This is a genomic window from Tardibacter chloracetimidivorans, assembly GCF_001890385.1.
Taxonomy (GTDB): Bacteria; Pseudomonadota; Alphaproteobacteria; order Sphingomonadales; family Sphingomonadaceae; genus Tardibacter; species Tardibacter chloracetimidivorans.
The window spans coordinates 1,398,090-1,415,921 of record NZ_CP018221.1 but is presented as its reverse complement, the minus strand read 5'-3'; the positions used below and the strand labels follow the sequence as shown (position 1 = coordinate 1,415,921).

Here is a 17,832-nt window from a genome sequence, read left to right as displayed (position 1 = left end):
CCCTAACCGGCGCATGTCCATTATCTTGGCGTCAGAGGTGAATTGGATGGCCAAGTTACGAATTGCGAAGATCAGGGACAGTGGCTCGTCGGAAGTGACGACGCGCACGGTTCGCGATTCGTCGGGCAAGGCGCACCGCGTCCGCGTGATCGACGTCAACAGCAAGACGTTCAGCAGCGACCTTCTTTCGGTTTTCAAATCCAATGTGTCGCGTGAGCGGCGCAAGGAAAAGCAACTCGCCATCGCTGCGGAATAGTGTCGAACCATTTTGACCGGCCCACGCTCTGGATTTTCGCGGGGCCGAACGGCAGCGGCAAGAGCACCGTTTATTCCGACGCATTTCTCCAGGATTTTGATGGGTCGATCTGGATCATAAATCCCGATCTTCTCACCACCGAAATCAAGGAGATGGAGGGGCTTGAACAGCAGGCCGCCAATTTGGCCGCAGTCCAGCGAATAGAAGCATGGCTTCATGCCTCGCTCGGCGTGCGGCGAAGCGTGGGCGTGGAGACGGTGTTGTCGACGCCGAAATACCGTAAGCTGGTGGAGAAGGCGCGCAACCTCGGCTTTTCGGTGCGGCTGGTCTATGTGGTTCTGAAAAGCGCCGAACTCCAGATGGAACGTATCCGCATAAGGGTTGCAAAAGGCGGCCATGACGTGCCCGAAGACAAGGTGTTTGGACGGCGGAAGCGATCGTTCGAGCAGTTGCAATGGTTTCTGGACCAAGCCGACCGCGTGGACATGTTCGACAACAGTGGCGCCGCGCCCCGGCGTATTGGCGAAAAGCAGGACGACGGCACCATTATCGTCGATCCTTCCGCCCCGGGCGACCTGATCGAGGCGCTGCAAGCCGGCACCGACTGAACGGCTTTCCCCGACGGACAGGTGCGGCTAAGAGCGGCGGCATCATGACCGACACCACTGGCCAGCTCGACAAGACCTTCAACCCCGCCGCCATCGAGGCGCGCTGGTATCCGCATTGGGAAAGCTCCGGCGCGTTCCGGCCCGAACGGCCCGATGCGGAGCCTTTCACCATCGTAATTCCGCCGCCCAATGTGACGGGCTCGCTCCACATCGGCCATGCGCTCGACAATACGTTGCAGGACATTTTGATCCGCCACGCGCGGCTGAAGGGCAAGGATGCGCTCTGGGTCGTCGGCACAGACCATGCGGGTATCGCGACGCAGATGGTGGTGGAGCGGCTGCTGGAAAGCCAGGGGCAGAAGCGCGCGGAGATGGGCCGCGAGGCCTTTCTCGAGCATGTCTGGGAATGGAAGGCTCAATCGGGCGGCCAGATCACCCGGCAGCTCCGCCGCCTGGGCGCGTCGTGCGACTGGGCGAACGAGCGCTTCACGATGGACGAGGGCTTTTCCGCCGCCGTCATCAAGGTGTTCGTCGAGCTTTACAACCAGGGCCTGCTCTATCGCGACAAGCGCCTCGTCAACTGGGACCCGAAGTTCCGCACCGCGATTTCGGACCTGGAGGTGGAGACGAAGGAAGTGCAGGGGCATTTCTGGCATGTCCGCTATCCGTTGGAGGAAGGCTCCGGCCATATCGTCGTCGCGACCACCCGGCCCGAGACGATGCTGGCGGACATGGCGGTGGCCGTTCATCCGGACGACCCGCGCTACAAGGCGTGGATCGGCAAGAATGTGAAGCTGCCGATCACCGGCCGGCTGGTGCCGATCGTCGGCGATGAACATGCCGATCCGGAGCTTGGCTCGGGTGCGGTGAAGATCACCCCGGGGCATGACTTCAACGATTTCGAGGTGGGCAAGCGTGCCGGTTTCAGGCCCGCCGAAATGCTCAACATGCTGGATGCCGAGGCGCGGGTGATACAGTGCGGCGGCATTCCCGATGACCTGCTCGGCCTGGACCGCTTCGAGGCACGCAGGCTTGTGGTCGAAAGGCTGGAGGCGCTGGGCCTGCTGGAACAGGTCGAGGATCGCGTCATCCAGACGCCCTATGGCGATCGCTCCGGCGTGGTGATCGAGCCCTGGCTGACCGACCAATGGTATGTCGATGCGGCGACGCTGGCGAAACCGGCGATCGAGGCGGTGCGCAGCGGCGAAACCCGCTTTGTGCCGGAAACCTGGGCCAAGACCTATTTCAACTGGATGGAGAATATCCAGCCCTGGTGCGTCAGCCGTCAGCTTTGGTGGGGGCACCAGATTCCGGCGTGGTACGACGGCGACGGCAATGTCTTCGTCGCCGAGAATGAGGAGCAGGCGCGGGCGCAGGCTGGCCCCGATGCGACGCTGACGCGCGACACCGACGTGCTCGATACGTGGTTCTCATCGGCGCTCTGGCCGTTCGGCACGCTTGGCTGGCCGGATGAAGCGGAAAAGGAGCCGTTCGTGTCGAGCGCAGTCGAGACACGTCCCTCGACTTCGCTCGGGATGAACGGGTCTCCTCTGGAAAGATATTACCCCAATTCGGTGCTGGTCACCGGCTTTGACATCATCTTCTTCTGGGTCGCCCGGATGATGATGCAGGGCATTCACTTCATGGGCGAAGCGCCGTTCAAGACGGTCTACTGCCACGGCCTGGTGCGCGACGCCAAGGGCCAGAAGATGTCCAAATCCAAGGGCAATACCGTCGATCCGCTGGAGCTGATCGAGAAATATGGCGCGGACGCGGTGCGCTTCACGCTGGCGGCGATGGAAAGCCAGGGCCGCGACATCAAGCTCAACGAAAAGCGGGTGGAGGGCTATCGCAACTTCGCCACCAAGCTGTGGAACGCGGCGCGATTCTGCCAGTCCAACGGCATCGGCGGCAGCGCCCATATGGAGCCGCCCGCCGCGACGCTGCCGGTCAACCGCTGGATCATCGGCGAGACGGTGAAGACGGTGCAGGCGCTGGACCTCGCCATGGCGGAGTTCCGCTTCGACGAAAGCGCCAACACCATCTACCATTTCGTCTGGGCGACCTTCTGCGACTGGTATCTGGAACTGATCAAGGGCCAGATCGATGAGGAAACCCGCACCGTTGCGGGCTGGGTGCTGGACCAGATTCTTGTGATGCTGCACCCGTTCATGCCGTTCATCACCGAGGAACTTTGGCACGCGATGAGTCCGCGTGCGAACGATCTCATCCTCGCCCATTGGCCGATGGCCGACGCGCGGGCACTTGATCCGGAGGCCGGACCCGAGATTGACTGGCTGGTCCGGCTGGTGTCTGAAATCCGTGCGGCGCGGTCGGAGTTGAACGTCCCGCCGGGCGCGCGCCTCGCGCTTCACGTCCGCGATGCAGGCGACGTTACCGCCGTGCGCTTGTCCCGCCACGATGCGGCGCTGAAGCGGCTCGCCCGTATCGAGAGCGTCGGCCACGATGCCGCCCCGTCCGGTGGCGCGGCACAGGTCATCGTCGATGAGGCGACCTTTGTGCTTCCACTGGAAGGCGTGATCGATCTCGCCGCCGAAAAGGCCCGGCTCCAGAAGGCGGTCGCCACGGCGGAGAAGGAGCGGGATTCGCTGGCTGGCCGCCTCAGCAACCCGGCGTTCGTCGAAAAGGCGAAGCCGGAGGCCGTCGCGCAGGCGCGCGAGGACCATGCCGCGCGCTCGGCTGAGGCGGAGCGGCTGAGGGCGGCGCTGAACCGCCTCGGCTGACACTCCGGACAGGCTCACCTGTAACACCCCCCTTGCGCTCTGCCTCATAAAGGCAGACCCTTGGCCCGATGGCGTAGCGCCTTCCGTATGAGTGTGGCGACCGCCGTGCCGAGGAGGAGATGCAGTCATGGAAGGAAAATGCAGCGCAATGAGGGTCATTGCGCTCGTCGGGCCTGGTGGCGCGGGCAAGACGAGCCTTTCCGAGTCGCTGCTTTACGCAAGTGGCGAGATCAGCCGGCAAGGCAGCGTGGAAGCCGGCACCACAGTTGGAGATTCCAGCCCGGAAGCGCGGGCACGGCAATCCTCCACCGAACCCAATCTCCTTAGATTTCAATATATGGGCGACGATTACGGGCTGATCGACACGCCCGGATCGCCCGGATTTTCGGCAAGCGGCGCTGCGGCGCTTGGCGCGGCCGACCTTGCGATCGTCGTCGTCGACCCCGATCCGGTGCGCGCCCCGCTCGCCGAACCCGCGTTGCGGCAGCTCGAGTCGCTGGGCGTGCCGCATGTGATCTTCGTCAATCGCATCGATCAGGCGCGCGGATCGATCCGCGAGCTGCTGTCGGCGCTGCAGCCGATGAGCGCGGCGGCGCTGGTCGCGCGGCAGATTCCGATACGTGAGGGCGAGCGGATCACCGGCTTTATCGATCTGGCGCTGGAACGCGCCTATCATTATCGGCCGGGCGCGCCGTCGGAGCGGATCGACATTCCGTCCGACCTTGCAATGCGGGAAGCGGCCGACCGGTTTCACATGCTGGAACAGCTTGCCGACCATGACGATGTGCTGCTGGAGCAGCTTCTGGAAGACAAGGCCCCGAGCCAGGAGACGGTGCTAGCGGACCTTGCGAGCGAAACGGCGTCCAACCTGGTGGTGCCGGTGCTGTTCGGGTCGGCGACGACGGGCTTCGGCATTCGCCGCCTGTTGAAGATGCTGCGGCATGATACGCCCCATCCCGACCGCGCGGCGGATCGGCTGGGGGCGAACGGCCCTTCCGCCTATGTGTTTCGCGTGTCGAATGGCAATGCGATGGGGCGGATCGCCTATGCGCGCGTGTTTGGCGGGGGCGTGAACGAAGGCGCGGAATTCGCGGGCGCGGACGGCGAGATGATCCGCGCGGGGGCGCTGTTCACGGTGCAGGGCGCGACACCGGCGAAGACGGCGCGCGCACGGGACGGCGAGATCGTCGGCATCGGCAAGGCGGAGGGGGTGCAGGCGGGCTATCTGCTGAGCATCGGGGGGCGATCCCGCGCGCGGCGGATCGTGACCGAAATGCCCGAGACGAATGCGGCGCTTGCGATCGTGACCCGCGACCGCAAGGACGATGTCCGCCTGTCGATGGCGCTCAACAAGCTGACGGAGGAAGACCCGGCGCTGCGCTGGGGGCAGGACGAGCTGCTTCATGAGACGCTGTTGAAGGGCGTGAATGACGAGCATCTGGCCGTCACCCTCGACCGGCTGAAGCAGCGCTATGGCGTTGCGGTGGATAGCCGCAAGCCCGGCGTCGCCTATCGCGAGTCGGCTCGAAAGACCGTGACCCAGCGAGGGCGGCACAAGAAGCAGTCGGGCGGGCATGGGCAGTTCGGCGATGTGGTGATCGAGCTGAAGCCGCTCGCGCGCGGCGAAGGCTTTCGCTTTGACGAGAAGATCTCTGGCGGCGCAGTGCCCAAGCAGTGGATTCCGGCCGTCGAGCAAGGTGTTCGCGACGCGATGACGAAGGGACCGCTCGGTTTTCCGGTCGTGGATGTGGCGGTGACGCTGCTCGACGGCTCCTATCACAGCGTCGACAGTTCGGAGCTGTCTTTCCGCACGGCAGGGCGCATCGCAATGGCGGAGGCGCTGGCGGCCGCCTCTCCCCATCTGCTGGAGCCGGTCTGCCGGTTGACGATCAGGACGCCGGGCAGCGCGACGTCGCGCGTCAGTTCGGCGGTCGCGAGCAGGCGCGGACAGATGCTGGGCATGGCGCCCCTGGACGGCTGGTCGCGCTGGGACGAGCTTCAGGTGCTGCTGCCCGAAGCCGAGTTGCAGGGACTGGACGCCGAGCTGCGCTCGCTGAGCCAGGGCCTTGCGACATTCCGCGCCGAACACGACCATTTGCGCGAACTTGGCGGCAAACTCGCCAGCGAAGTTCTGCAACAGGCGCGGGTCGCAGCATGAGGGAAGGGATCATCGCTTCCCATTGAAGTCGCGGCGTTCTATAGTGAACGCATAGGTTGGTAGCGTACCCGCTTGCCGGGTCGGATAAGAAAAGCGCCGACTCGGCATGCCAGAGTTCCCCCGTTGCTGTTGGAGAGGCAGTAATGACGAGGCGGACGGCACGCGAAATGGATCAGACGTCGCATGGCAATGTGCGCGGCGCTGAGGCCCTGTCGCCATCGATGATCGCAAACGGCGCTTTCATGCGCCGTTTTTTGTGGGCGCATGGGATCGGAGCCGCGTCATGGCGGTAGCGGTCGTCCTGATCCTGCTGGTTGTGGCGTCGGTCCTGTTCCACGTCTTCAGTCCCTGGTGGCAGACGCCGATCGCCTCCAACTGGGGCTCGATCGACAGCGCTCTCGACGTAACGCTTTGGATCTGCGCGATCGTGTTCATCGCGATCAACCTGTTCATCGCGCTGGCGATCATCCGCTACCGCCACCGCAAAGGCCACCGCGCCGACTATGAGCCGGAAAACGCAGCGCTTGAAAAGCGGCTGACCCTGTGGACCGGTATCGGCATCGCGGGAATGCTGGCGCCCGGCCTTGTCGCCTGGAATGAATATGTCACCGTGCCCAAGGAAGCCGCAGTGATCGAGGCGACGGGCCAGCAATGGAGCTGGAGCTTCCGCCTGCCGGGCAATGACGGCGTGCTGGGGACGGCCGACATCCACCACATCGGCGTCGACAATCCCTTCGGCATCAACCCGAACGACCCCTATGGGCAGGACGATGTGCTGGTGGAGGCGAGCGAGATCTATCTGCCCGTCGGCAGGCCGGTGAAGGTGCTGCTGAGGTCCAAGGACGTGCTGCACGATTTCTATGTCCCGCACTTCCGCGCGAAGATGGACCTGGTGCCGGGCATACTCACCTATTTCTGGGTGACGCCGACGCGGACCGGCACGTTCGACATATTGTGCGCCGAGCTGTGCGGCGTCGGCCATCACGCCATGCGCGGCACCGTGGTGGTGGCCGACCGGAAATCATACGACAACTGGCTGGGCGAGCAATTGACCTTCGCCCAGATCAACGCCGAGCTTGCTGCCGCGAGGGCGGGGGACGAGGTGCGGCTTGCGCGGGCGGACACGCCGCGCGTGCCGGGTTCCGGGGGGGAATGATGGCGACGGTTACCATCGATCATGAAGACGAAGAACTGCACCATCCGAAGACGTTCATCGGAAAGTACATCTGGTCGCAGGATCACAAGGTCATCGCCATCCAGTATTCGCTGACGGCCATCGCCATCGGGCTGGTGGCGCTGGTGCTCTCTGCCCTGATGCGCCTGCAACTCGGCTTTCCGGACACATTCTCGTTCATTACGCCCGAGAACTATCTCCAGGCCGTGAGCATGCACGGCATGATCATGGTGGTGTATCTGCTGACGGCACTGTTTCTCGGCGGGTTCGGCAATTATCTGATCCCGCTTATGGTGGGCGCGCGGGACATGGTGTTTCCCTTCGTCAACATGCTGAGCTTCTGGTTCTACCTGCTCGCGGTCATCATCCTGACGGCCAGCTTCTTCGTGCCCGGTGGGCCGACGGGGGCGGGGTGGACGCTCTATCCGCCCCAGGCGATCCTGGAGGGAACGCCCGGCAACGATCTGGGCATCATATTGATGCTCGTGTCGCTGGCGGTGTTCATCATCGCCTTCACCATGGGCGGCCTCAACTATGTGACCACGGTTCTGCAGGCGCGCACCAGGGGCATGACGCTGATGCGAATGCCCTGTTCGGTGTGGGGCATCTTCGTCGCATCCATCATGGGTCTGCTTGCCTTCCCCGCATTGTTCGTGGCGGCGATCATGATGCTGCTGGACCGGATCGTCGGCACCAGCTTCTTCATCCCGGCGGTCATTTCAATGGGGCAGCAGCTTGAACATGGCGGCGGCAGCCCGATCCTGTTCCAGCACCTGTTCTGGTTCTTCGGCCATCCCGAAGTCTATATCGTGGCGCTGCCCGCCTTCGGTATCGTGTCGGACCTGATCAGCGTCCATGCCCGCAAGAACATCTTTGGCTACAGGATGATGGTGTGGGCCATCGTCATCATAGGGGCGCTGAGCTTCTTCGTCTGGGCGCATCACATGTACGTCAGCGGAATGAACCCCTATTTCGGGTTCTTCTTCGCCACGTCGACGCTGATCATCGCCATTCCGACGGCGATCAAGGTCTACAACTGGGTGCTGACGCTCTGGCGCGGGGACATCCATCTGCGCGTGCCGATGCTGTTCGCCATCGGCTTTCTCTTCACCTTCATCCATGGCGGCCTGACGGGCCTGTTCCTTGGCAATGTCAGCGTGGACGTGCCGCTGTCCGACACGTTTTTCGTGGTCGGCCATTTCCACATGGTGATGGGCGTGTCGCCGATCCTCGTCATCTTCGGCGCAATCTATCACTGGTATCCCAAGATCACCGGCCGCATGTGGAACGATACGCTGGGCAAGTGGCATTTCTGGATCACCTTCATCGGTGTCTATGCCATTTTCCTGCCCATGCATTATCTGGGGTTCCTTGGCGTGCCGAGGCGCTATTTCGCGCTGGGCGAGACCTCGTTCATCCCGGAATCGGCGCATCTGGCGAACGAATGGATCAGCATTGCGGCGCTGGCGGTGTTCGCCGCCCAGATACTGTTCTTCTACAACATGATCTGGAGCCTGTTCAAAGGGCCTAAGGCCGACCCCAACCCCTGGGGCGCGGCCTCTCTGGAATGGCAGACGCCCGATACGCCGCCCGCCCATGGCAACTGGGGGCCGCAGCGTCCGGTCGTCTATCGCTGGGCCTATGACTATAGCGTTCCGGGTGCGAAAACCGACTTCATCCCGCAGACCGAACCGCCGGGCGCGGGCATCCAGCATCATCCGACATGAACCTGTTCCGCCAGCTCGCCGAAAAGCCCTGGACGACGCCGGGGCACCACGCATGGGCCGCCGCCGATGGCGCGGGCGGCGATCTGCGGCGGACGGCCGTCACGGGCCTGAAGCTGTATTTCGCCGCCGCGACCGTGATGTTCGGCCTGATCCTGGCGGGCTATCTGATGAGCGGCAGCCATGGCGGCGAACACAATATGCCGCAGGATTGGCGGCCGCTGCCGAAGAATTGGCTGCTCTGGTACAACAGCGGAATCCTGGTGCTGAACAGCCTTGCCTGGCATTGGGCGCTGACGGCGGCGCGGGAGGGCAATGCGCGCGTGCTGCAAAGGGCGCTTGCGATGGCGGGCGCGCTCGGCTTCGTCTTTCTGCTTGGCCAGCTTGCGGTCTGGCGACTGCTGGAAGACGGCGGATACTTCATGACCCGCAACATGGCCGTCGCCTTTTTCTATGTGCTGGTCGTGCTGCATGGGCTTCATCTCGTCGGCGGGCTGATCGTGTGGAGCCGCGCCTTTGCGCGACTGCTGGGCAGCGCGCCGCCTGAAAAGCTGTTGCTCACCGTCGATCTCTGCGCCCGCTACTGGCACTTCCTGCTGGTCGTGTGGCTGGCGATGTTCGGATTGCTGATGTTGAGCTGAGTTCGCGTTGGGTTCCATCGTCCGGAAACGGGTGGATTGAATATGTCGCAAAGCATGGCCACCAAGGGCAAGATCGCAGCGGACCCGCATAGCGCGGAAGCGTTCGCCACGGATTGGGCTTCCGACAGGGAGGTGTTCAAGGGCGTCCCCTGGGGGAAGGCCATGATGTGGATCTTCCTGCTGTCGGACACCTTCATCTTTTCCAGCTTCCTCGTGTCCTACATGACCGTGCGGTCATCGACGACGGTGCCGTGGCCGAACGCGAGCGAGGTGTTCGCGCTGACGATCGCCGGCCAGTCGATCCCGCTGATCCTGATCGCGATCATGACCTTCGTCCTCATCAGCAGCAGCGGCACAATGGCGATGGCGGTCAACTTCGGATACCGCCGCGACCGGAAGAAGACCGCCGCGCTGATGTTCGCCACCGCCCTTCTCGGCGCGTCCTTCGTGGGCATGCAGGCCTTTGAATGGTCGAAGCTGATCCATGAAGGCGTACGGCCATGGGGCAACCCCTGGGGCGCCGAGCAGTTCGGCGCGTCCTTCTTCATGATCACGGGATTTCACGGCCTTCATGTGTCGGCGGGCGTGATTTATCTGACGACCATCGCGATCAAGGTGCTGCGCGGACGCTACGAACGGCGCGGCAATTACGAGGTTGTCGAGATCGCGGGCCTTTACTGGCATTTCGTCGATCTCGTCTGGGTGTTCATCTTCGCGTTCTTTTATTTGTGGTGAGGGGAGGCCTTATGGCGGACGTGCCCGAACATGGACGAATAGCGACAGCGCCAGCCGCTGACGCACATGGCCACAGCCATCACCCGATCAGCGTCTATCTGAAAGTGTGGGGCTATCTCTTCGTGCTGAGCGCGATGTCCTACATGGTCGATTATTTTCACGTGCAGGGTGTGCTCCGATGGTCGCTGATCCTCATATTCATGATGCTGAAGGCGGGGCTGATCGTCGCCGTTTTCATGCACATGGTGTGGGAGCGGCTGGCGCTGATCTATGCGGTGCTCGTCCCGCCGCTGTGCCTGATCGCACTGGTCGCGATCATGCTGATCGAATCGAACTACACATTCTGGACGCGCATCCTGTTCTTCGGCTGAGCGGGGGAGGGCAAGCATGGACCGATGGGAATGGACGCGGGTGGGAAGCGCGATCGCCGGTTCGGCGCTGGCGATCTATGCGATCGGCTGGTTCACCGATCTGGTCTATACGGTCGACCATCCCGCGCGCCTGGCCTATCAGATTCCCGATTATGATGCGCCCGCCGTCGATCTGGCGGCGCTGCAACGGGACTGGCCCGACGGGGCGGGGGAACCGGGAGGCTATTTGAAGTTGAAGGCCTATATGGCCGACATACACAAGGCGGTGGTCCCTGTCCCTGCAACGGCGGGCGGCGCTGTCGCGACTGTCGCGCCCCCGCCTGATCTCGGAACGCTGCTGGCAAGCGCCGATCCGGCGAAGGGTGAACGGCTGGGCAAGGTGTGCGCTACCTGCCACAGCTTCGATCAGGGCGGTCCCAACCTGCTTGGCCCCAATCTCTGGGCGGTGGTCGGGCGGCCGGTCGGGTCCCACGGCGGGTTCAACTATTCCGCAGCGCTGAAGGCCCATGGCGGCACCTGGAGCTATGAAGCGCTCGATGCCTATATCGCCAGCCCTGCGCGGGCGATCCCGGGCAACAGGATGGGCTATGCGGGCATGCGGCGGGCGCAGGACCGCGCCCATCTGCTGGCCTGGCTTGCCAGCCATGGTTCCGGCAATGTTGCCTTGCCCGCACCCAAACCGCCGGCGGAGGACAAGCTGGCCGGACTATGATCCGGCCTCGGGCTGGTGCATGGTGACCGCCCGACGACGGATCGAAAGACGGTATATGCGCGCACTCACGGCCGGCCCCACACTGATCATGCTGGCCATGGCGCTGGCGGGATGTGCAAGTCGTGAGGCAGAGCCTCCCGCTGCGGCGGCGGACGAGGCAGTGCAGCCACCGAAGGAGGAGGCTCCGCCGATGGTGCGGCCGTCCAGCGCCGATGTGGACTGGCTGGCGGCAGGGAACGAACCGGGGTGGCGGGTCGAGATCGATGAAGGGACGCTGCTGGACTATACGGGCGATTATGGCGCGCTCAGGATCATGACGCCCGCGCCTGCGACCGAGCTTCTGCCCGGCGGCGCGCGGCGCTGGAGCGTCGCCACCGAAGGGCACAGGCTGACGCTGGAGCTGTCTCCTGTCGCATGCACCGACGACATGTCGGGCGCGGCCTATCCGATGACGGCGCGCCTCACCGTGGACGGCAAGGAATTGCGCGGCTGCGGCAGGCCCGGCTGACCGGGCTCAATAGTCCCTCGACACCTTCACGTTGACGCTGGTTTCGCCAAGCGTCGAAACGCGCGACAGGACCGAGAGCCAGCGGGTCAGCTCCACCTCTATCTGGGTCGCCGAATAACCCTGCGCATCGGACGCGACCTCCACATAGACGCGCTTGCCAATGTATTTGCCTGCGGCGACGGTGGTGCCCTGTCCGGTCTGATCATTGCCGGGAAGTACGCGAATGCGGTCCACCCCGATGGCGCGTCCCAGCTTGTTGAGCGGATTGCCCGCGCTGCGCCCGCCGCTGCGCAGCGAGGCGGCGGCGGCGGCAAGCTGGAGCGCCTCGGGGGCGGACAGATTGGCGACCGAGGTGCCGAAGAGAAGGCGGGACAGCACCTCGTCCTCCGGCAGCGCCGGAATGCTTGCGAAGGTGATTTCGGGCCGCAGGCCGGTGCCCGTGACGCGGATGGTGGCGGACAGACCCTGCACATTGGCTTCGGCCGCGATGTCGAGCGTGGGATCGGGCGGATATTCGCCGGTGAAGCGGATCTGCCCGCGCGTCAGCTCGAACCGCTTGCCGGCAAACTCATAGGCGCCGCGCACCAGATTGGCGGTGCCGGAAATCGCCATCTGGTTGGTGTCGCCGCCGATCTGTAGGTCTGCCCGCCATTCCGAATCCAGCCCAAGGCCGGTGACCATCAGTTGATTGCGGCCCGATGCCTCGATATCGAGCTTCCACGGCCTGGCGGGTTCTTCGTCTTCCTCCCCTGACGCGATGCGATTGACCTCCCGCACTTCCATCCGGGGCACGGCGGCTGCAGCCGCGCGACCCAGGCGGAAGCGGGCGCGGTCCACCCGCACCTTGCCGCTGATGAGGCCGCCGCTGGAGTCGGACTTCAGCCGGATCGGCCCGGTGACATCGGCGCGCAGATCGTCGCGGTCGATGACGCGCGCATTTTCGGCATTGACGAGGACATCGAGCCCGAAGCCGGTCTCGGCCGACAGTTCGATCACGGCATTGCCGCTGACCGAGCCCTTGTTCGGAGTGACGCCGGTGAAGCGCGGGATGACGAGGCGCGACCCGTTGAACCTTCCTTCCGCCTTGATCTGATTGGCGACGGCTCCGATCACCCGGCTTTCGACGCGCGCGGCGGAGGTGCGGAAGACGCCGCGAATCTCCGGCTCGCCAAATCTGCCGCCGATGTCGGCCGCGATCGCCGCAGGGCCGGAGACGTCCAGCGTTTCGATGCCTGTCAGCCGCCAGAGCGCCTCAGCCGGACCATTGTAGCGAAGCTGGGCGAACAGTGGCGCGGCGAACAGCCGCTCCAGCAGCGGGTCTTCGGCATCGCCTGGAATTGGAGTGATGCGCCCCTGCGCCCTGCCGACGATCTGGCCCTTTGAGCGGATGACGCCGCGAAGCGCGCCCACCCGGCCATCAAGCAGCGCCGCGACGCCAAGGTCGAACGGGGTGGAGGTGAGCGCCAGTCCGGCCCGGCTGAGGTTGCGGACCGTAAGCGCGACGCGGCCCTTGGGGAGCTGACCCCTGGCCGCCTGGCTGTAGGATATCGTTCCCGACGCGCGGCCGGACAGGCCAAGCTCCGGGTTGAACAGGTTGAGCATGGAGAGGCCGATGTCATTGAGTTTTGCGTCGACCATGCGCGCATGGCCCCAGCGGCCCGACAGATCGGCCGTGCCGCCGGCAAACTCGACCCGCACCTGGCGCAGCACCCAGTCATCCTTTTCCCGCGCGAGGACGGCGGGGCTGACGAGCCTGATCGGCTGGTTTTCAAGCGAGCCGCTGCCGCCGATGGTGATGCTCTCGGGCGAAAAGCTGGCCTTGGCGTCGAAGCTGAAGGGGATGTTGGCCGTGCCCGCAAGCTTTGCGTTCACATTGCCCGCGCCATTGGCAATGTCGGCGCTGCCGGTAAGCTCGCTCAGCAGCATCCGGCCGTAGCGTAGCCGCCTGGCGTTGACGGTGGCGTTCACCGTCGGCCCGGACGGGTAGAGCATCGCCATTGCGTTGATGCTGCCACGGCCGATGAAGATGGAGGGCGGACCGGGGAAGCGGGCGCGGCGAATGTCCAGTTCGGCGTCGATGCGTTGTACACCGTTGACCGGGCGAAGCGCGATCTGGCCGCTGACGCCGCCCCCTGACAGGGCGAGCGTTCCGGAAAACCCGCCGGTGGCGGAACGAAGCACGCCGCTGGACGTCGTGCCGCCTACTGACAGCCGGGCGACGTCGATGACGAAAGGCTGGCCGGGCGGCGAGAGCAGCCGTCCGTTGCTGTTGAACGGGCCGAGGATCGACTGGCCGTCCGCCGTATAGCGCCAGCCGTCGTCCTGCGGGAGGAGCTGGATCGATACATTGGCAAGTCCCGCGCCCAGGTGCGGGCGCGCGAGCAGCAAATCTACCCGGGGGCGGGACAATGGCCCGTCGAGGTCGAGTTCCAGAGCGCCATAGCGGTCCTGCCTTCCCCGCGCTTCGAAACGGAAGCTGCCGTCCGTCCTGCGCAGCCCGGCGCCGGAAAGCTGGATTTCAGGCGCGCTGAGGCGGGTGTTCGAAAAGCGGATGACCCGATCCGGTCCGCGGGCAAGGCTGGTCTCGATCACCGGCAGGCCACCGGTGATGCTGCGGAAAAAGGCATTGTCCAGCCGTCGGACCCATGCCTTGGCGGTGCCCGTGAGCATCGAACCACGCGGCGCGCCGGGAACCACCTTGAGCCGGGTCTCGACGTCGACGATGCCGATGCCTGGGATCAGATAGCGGTTGAGCTTTCCGTCCAGCATCACTGCGTAGACGCCGGTCCTGAGATCGAGCGTGAGACCGCCGCGACCGTTTACCTTGTCGGAGCGCACGGCAAGCCGGTCGCTGAACAGGCGGTTGTTCTGGAGGAAAAGCGGCCCGTCGACGCGCAGGTTGCGCAATATGTCTTCCGCCTCAACGCCAGCGCCGGTCACGCGGCGCGCGGTGAAGGTGACAGGGATCGTCTTGCGATCGCCGACGAGGGTCGCCCGCCCGCTCAACCGCGCCTGCTCGAAGCCCGTGTTGTCGAATGCGACAAAGGGGCTGGTGGCGGTGTATTCGAGGGTTGGAGCGGAGAACGGCCCGGCCACGGTCGCGCGCAGGCGGATGTCGCGCCCGCTCATGTTCGGGAACAGCGCCTCGGGCTTCAGCAGGACCGCGTTGACGGAAAAGCCTTCGAAGCTGCTTTCGGCCAGATTCAGCATGCCGGCCGAATCGATCTGAATGGCGGCCGAACGCAGCGATGCAGTGAGATCGAGCCGGCGTGCTTCCAGCTTGGCGGCCGAGGTGATGAACACGCGCGGCGCGGTGAGGCGCTGGAGCTTTCCGGAAAGGAGGGATGTCGGCGCGGCGGTGCCCGACAGATCGAACTGCCCTTTCGACATCACCAGTGTGAGGTCGAGCAGGTGGAGATCGTCGACGCGGGCGTTGGCCTTGCCGGTCCAGTTCTGCCAACTGCCGTCGCCTGTCACGCGCAATTCCATCGCCTGCTTCAAGCCGAGCAGCCGGCCCGTCAACCCGCCGCTGGGCGCGAACATTCCGGCATCGAGATCGAAGCGGTCGCGGTCCGGCTCGGCGTCGAGGATGAAGGCGAACCTGTCGTCCCCGTCGCGCAGTTTTGCCGCAAGCTGGATCAGCGCCCGTCCCGAGCGGATGTCGGCCTCGCCAATGATGATGCCGCTTCGCGGCTCGCCCGCGACCCGGGGGCCAAACCACAGGCGGTTGATCTGGAGCTTCGCCACGCGAATGTCGAAGCTGGGAAGGATCGCGCCGTCCTTGCGCTCGCTCGGCGCGAGCTTCGGGAGGCGGTGGAGGCGGATGAGCGGCGAGGCGAACTCGTTGATCTGGAGCCGGTTCGCAAGCCACGCCGCCGGTCGCCAGTCCACCGTCAATTCGGGACTATCGGCAAACATGCCCTCAGTGTCCGACAGGCGCACATCGCGCAACGTCATCCGGCCGTAGATCGAGCCTTCGATCCGCCCGATCGACATGCGCAGGCCCGATCCCAGCGCCACGCGCTGAATCTGATCGGCGACGAAGCGTCGGCCAGGGCCGGTGTCGAGCACCACGACGAGCGCTGCGGCAAAGAGCGCGAGCGAGGCGAGGCCGAAGCCGAACCACAGCAGAAGCCGCGCGAGCACCGACCGGCCTTCGTCTTCATCCTCAAGGGCGGGAGGGGGGGCGCTTTCTGTCATCAGAACGCCTGCCCCAGCGACACATAGAGCGCGATGCGGCCGTCGCCCGGGCCGGGGTTGAGCGGAGTGCCGACATCGACGCGGATCGGTCCGAAGCTGGAATAATAGCGCACGCCGAGGCCTGCCCCATAGCGCATGCCGGAAAAGCGGGGGAGGCTGCTGGTGTAAAGCTGTCCCGCATCGAGGAAGGGGACGACGCCGAAATTGCCGAAGCGGATACGCGCCTCTATGGCTGCCTCGGTCAGGCTGCGGCCGCCGATCGGATCGTTGTTCAGGTCTTTCGGCCCGATCGCCTGATAGCCATAGCCGCGGACCGAGCCGCCGCCACCCGCGTAGAAGCGGCGCGAAGGCGCGATGTTGAAAAGCGGCGCGCCGCTGATCTGGCCGAAGCGCAGACGTCCGGCGAGGACATAATTGTCCGACCCGAGCGGCATATAGGCGGAGCCGTCGATCTGGCTTTTGACATAGCCGGACTGGCCGGATTGAAGCGACAGCTCCGGCGATACGCGCGCGGACAGGCGAAAGCCGCGATGCGGATCGAGCAGGTCGTCCGAACCGTCATAGGCGAGGCGCGCAGGTGTCGCGGCGATGAAATAGGTGCGCGTATCGGGCAGCCCCAGGCGGGAGAAATTGTCATCCTCGCGCGTGGCGACGATTTCGGCGCCTAATGCCCACACCCACTTCTTCTGCCAGATGATATTGGTCTGCCGTTCTATGCCGCCGCCGATGGAGACGGTTTCCGCGTCATAGGCGTCAAGCCGCTGCCGCTGCACAGCGACGCGCCCGGTCAGCACCTGATCGCGCCGCTTGAAGTTGGAACGGCGAAGCTCGGCCGCGACAAGCTGCTCCTTGGTGCCGGCGATGCCGCGAAAGGTGACGGCTCCCTCCGGCCTGATGAGGTTCCGGTGCTGCCAGCTGATTTCCGCACGGACCCCCTGGCCGGTGTCATAACCCGCCGATCCGGCGATGGTGCGCATCGGCGCCGACTTCATCCGGACGTCCAGATCGGCAAGCACGGACCCGTCGGCCAGGGCGGCTCCGCGCACCGGAGTGATATCCACGTCCGAGACGAGACCGGTGGCGATGATCGCGCGACGCAGATCGGTGATGTCGTCGGCGTCATAGACATCGCCGGGATTGAACCGCCCGATGCGGCCGATGTGCTTCGGGCCGAAAATCCTGTCGCCGCTGACGCGGATCGCGCCCATGCGAGCCAGCGGGCCGGTTTCGACCGGTATCGAATAGCTGCCGGTCTCGCTCTCGAAATCGACCACGATCTCGGACGCGCCCACGTTGGAAAAGACATAGCCGTGGCGCGGCAGATCGGTCTTGAGGCCAAGTTCCGCAGCCTGCGTGCGGGCTGTATCTACCGGATCGCCCGACTGGAGTTTCAGCAGGCCGCGCACCTCATCGTAGCGGATGGGTTCCACCCCGGTCACATCGACCATCGCATAGGTGAAGAGCTTGCCCGGATCGACGGTGAAGGTGACGAGGAGCCGGGTTTTGTCTTCCGGCGCGGCAGTGATGAGCCGTTCCACCCGCGCCTCGTAATAGCCGGCCGCGCGAAGCAGGTCCTGAAGCAGTTCCACATCCTCGCGCGCGCGGCGGTCGATCTGCGCGGCGTTGGCGTCGGCGTCGCCCTCGGCTTCGCGTTTCAACGACGAAAGCTCATCGAATTGCCGACGGATGCCGTCGCCCGCCACCTGATCAAGGCCTTCGACCCGGATCGAATAGCGCCGTTCCGCCTGATCGGGCGGAACCGCCGAATCCGTTTCGCCGGGAATTGAGGCTGCGTCCTCGATTTCGGGCCAGGGAACCTCCAGGTCCGACAACGGTGCGAGCGGCGAGTCAGGCGCAAGTTCGCCGGAAGACAGAGGAGGCGCAGTCGAGTCCGGCATTGTGGATTGCTGCGCCAGAGCGGGCGGGCAGAGGACAAAACCGTAGATCAACGCGGCGACCGCCGCTGCCCGAGGAAGCTGCATCGGCACTGTCTATCGGCTT

The 17,832-nt window shown here is 64.7% G+C and carries 13 protein-coding genes; 11 read left to right on the top strand and 2 right to left on the bottom strand.

Annotated elements, in window-relative coordinates:
• Window positions 1–46: 46 nt before the first annotated feature.
• The 11 genes from BSL82_RS07375 to BSL82_RS07325 all read left to right on the top strand — a co-directional run bounded on the left by BSL82_RS07375 (window position 47) and on the right by BSL82_RS07325 (window position 11,631).
• Window positions 47–256 carry a hypothetical protein gene (locus BSL82_RS07375; RefSeq protein WP_158010739.1) on the top strand — a complete coding sequence of 70 codons (210 nt, stop codon included), beginning with the start codon at window positions 47–49 and terminating at the stop codon, window positions 254–256.
• Window positions 256–864 carry an ATPase gene (locus BSL82_RS07370; protein WP_158010738.1) on the top strand — a complete coding sequence of 203 codons (609 nt, stop codon included), beginning with the start codon at window positions 256–258 and terminating at the stop codon, window positions 862–864. The genes BSL82_RS07375 and BSL82_RS07370 overlap by 1 nt, the downstream gene beginning before the upstream one ends.
• Before the next feature lie 44 nt (window positions 865–908).
• On the top strand, window positions 909–3,608 hold the full coding sequence (locus tag BSL82_RS07365) for a valine--tRNA ligase (RefSeq protein ID WP_072596699.1): 2,700 nt from the start codon (window positions 909–911) through the stop codon (window positions 3,606–3,608).
• A gap of 148 nt (window positions 3,609–3,756) precedes the next feature.
• On the top strand, window positions 3,757–5,766 hold the full coding sequence (locus BSL82_RS07360) for an elongation factor G (protein ID WP_237267737.1): 2,010 nt from the start codon (window positions 3,757–3,759) through the stop codon (window positions 5,764–5,766).
• A 283-nt stretch (window positions 5,767–6,049) separates the two neighbouring features.
• A complete protein-coding gene (locus tag BSL82_RS07355; RefSeq protein ID WP_072596697.1) occupies window positions 6,050–6,922 on the top strand; it encodes a cytochrome c oxidase subunit II in 873 nt (290 codons plus the stop codon).
• Complete coding sequence (locus BSL82_RS07350; RefSeq protein WP_072596696.1) at window positions 6,922–8,667, top strand: cytochrome c oxidase subunit I; 1,746 nt, start codon at window positions 6,922–6,924, stop codon at window positions 8,665–8,667. The genes BSL82_RS07355 and BSL82_RS07350 overlap by 1 nt, the downstream gene beginning before the upstream one ends.
• Window positions 8,664–9,305 (top strand): cytochrome c oxidase subunit 3, encoded by a 642-nt coding sequence (locus BSL82_RS07345; RefSeq protein WP_072596695.1) that lies wholly within the window; start codon window positions 8,664–8,666, stop codon window positions 9,303–9,305. Before BSL82_RS07350 ends, BSL82_RS07345 begins: the two co-directional genes overlap by 4 nt.
• Before the next feature lie 42 nt (window positions 9,306–9,347).
• The gene (locus BSL82_RS07340) at window positions 9,348–10,040 is read left to right on the top strand and encodes a heme-copper oxidase subunit III family protein (RefSeq protein ID WP_083579095.1); all 693 of its coding nucleotides are present in this window, start codon (window positions 9,348–9,350) and stop codon (window positions 10,038–10,040) included.
• An 11-nt stretch (window positions 10,041–10,051) separates the two neighbouring features.
• Window positions 10,052–10,411: a cytochrome C oxidase subunit IV family protein gene (locus BSL82_RS07335; protein WP_072596694.1), complete on the top strand. Its 360-nt coding sequence runs from the start codon at window positions 10,052–10,054 to the stop codon at window positions 10,409–10,411.
• Between the two features lie 16 nt (window positions 10,412–10,427).
• The gene (locus BSL82_RS07330; RefSeq protein ID WP_072596693.1) at window positions 10,428–11,123 is read left to right on the top strand and encodes a c-type cytochrome; all 696 of its coding nucleotides are present in this window, start codon (window positions 10,428–10,430) and stop codon (window positions 11,121–11,123) included.
• 55 nt (window positions 11,124–11,178) lie between these two features.
• Window positions 11,179–11,631, top strand: coding sequence for a COG3650 family protein (locus tag BSL82_RS07325; RefSeq protein ID WP_072596692.1), 453 nt, complete (start codon window positions 11,179–11,181; stop codon window positions 11,629–11,631).
• A 6-nt stretch (window positions 11,632–11,637) separates the two neighbouring features.
• Here BSL82_RS07325 and BSL82_RS07320 read toward each other — a convergent pair whose 3' ends face one another.
• Both BSL82_RS07320 and BSL82_RS07315 read right to left on the bottom strand, forming a co-directional pair.
• Window positions 11,638–15,831 (bottom strand): translocation/assembly module TamB domain-containing protein, encoded by a 4,194-nt coding sequence (locus BSL82_RS07320; RefSeq protein WP_083579094.1) that lies wholly within the window; start codon window positions 15,829–15,831, stop codon window positions 11,638–11,640.
• On the bottom strand, window positions 15,831–17,813 hold the full coding sequence (locus BSL82_RS07315; protein WP_083579093.1) for an autotransporter assembly complex protein TamA: 1,983 nt from the start codon (window positions 17,811–17,813) through the stop codon (window positions 15,831–15,833). Before BSL82_RS07315 ends, BSL82_RS07320 begins: the two co-directional genes overlap by 1 nt.
• Between the last annotated feature and the right edge of the window lie 19 nt (window positions 17,814–17,832).

What these genes read in the sequence shown, in the direction of transcription:
- BSL82_RS07375 (WP_158010739.1), top strand. Translation starts at nt 47, where the DNA reads ATGGCCAAGTTACGAATTGCGAAGATCAGGGACAGTGGCTCGTCGGAA.
- BSL82_RS07340 (WP_083579095.1), top strand. Translation starts at nt 9,348, where the DNA reads ATGTCGCAAAGCATGGCCACCAAGGGCAAGATCGCAGCGGACCCGCAT.
- BSL82_RS07315 (WP_083579093.1), bottom strand. Translation starts at nt 17,813, where the DNA reads ATGCAGCTTCCTCGGGCAGCGGCGGTCGCCGCGTTGATCTACGGTTTT.
- BSL82_RS07355 (WP_072596697.1), top strand. Translation starts at nt 6,050, where the DNA reads ATGGCGGTAGCGGTCGTCCTGATCCTGCTGGTTGTGGCGTCGGTCCTG.
- BSL82_RS07345 (WP_072596695.1), top strand. Translation starts at nt 8,664, where the DNA reads ATGAACCTGTTCCGCCAGCTCGCCGAAAAGCCCTGGACGACGCCGGGG.
- BSL82_RS07350 (WP_072596696.1), top strand. Translation starts at nt 6,922, where the DNA reads ATGGCGACGGTTACCATCGATCATGAAGACGAAGAACTGCACCATCCG.
- BSL82_RS07360 (WP_237267737.1), top strand. Translation starts at nt 3,757, where the DNA reads ATGAGGGTCATTGCGCTCGTCGGGCCTGGTGGCGCGGGCAAGACGAGC.
- BSL82_RS07330 (WP_072596693.1), top strand. Translation starts at nt 10,428, where the DNA reads ATGGACCGATGGGAATGGACGCGGGTGGGAAGCGCGATCGCCGGTTCG.
- BSL82_RS07335 (WP_072596694.1), top strand. Translation starts at nt 10,052, where the DNA reads ATGGCGGACGTGCCCGAACATGGACGAATAGCGACAGCGCCAGCCGCT.
- BSL82_RS07365 (WP_072596699.1), top strand. Translation starts at nt 909, where the DNA reads ATGACCGACACCACTGGCCAGCTCGACAAGACCTTCAACCCCGCCGCC.
- BSL82_RS07325 (WP_072596692.1), top strand. Translation starts at nt 11,179, where the DNA reads ATGCGCGCACTCACGGCCGGCCCCACACTGATCATGCTGGCCATGGCG.
- BSL82_RS07320 (WP_083579094.1), bottom strand. Translation starts at nt 15,831, where the DNA reads ATGACAGAAAGCGCCCCCCCTCCCGCCCTTGAGGATGAAGACGAAGGC.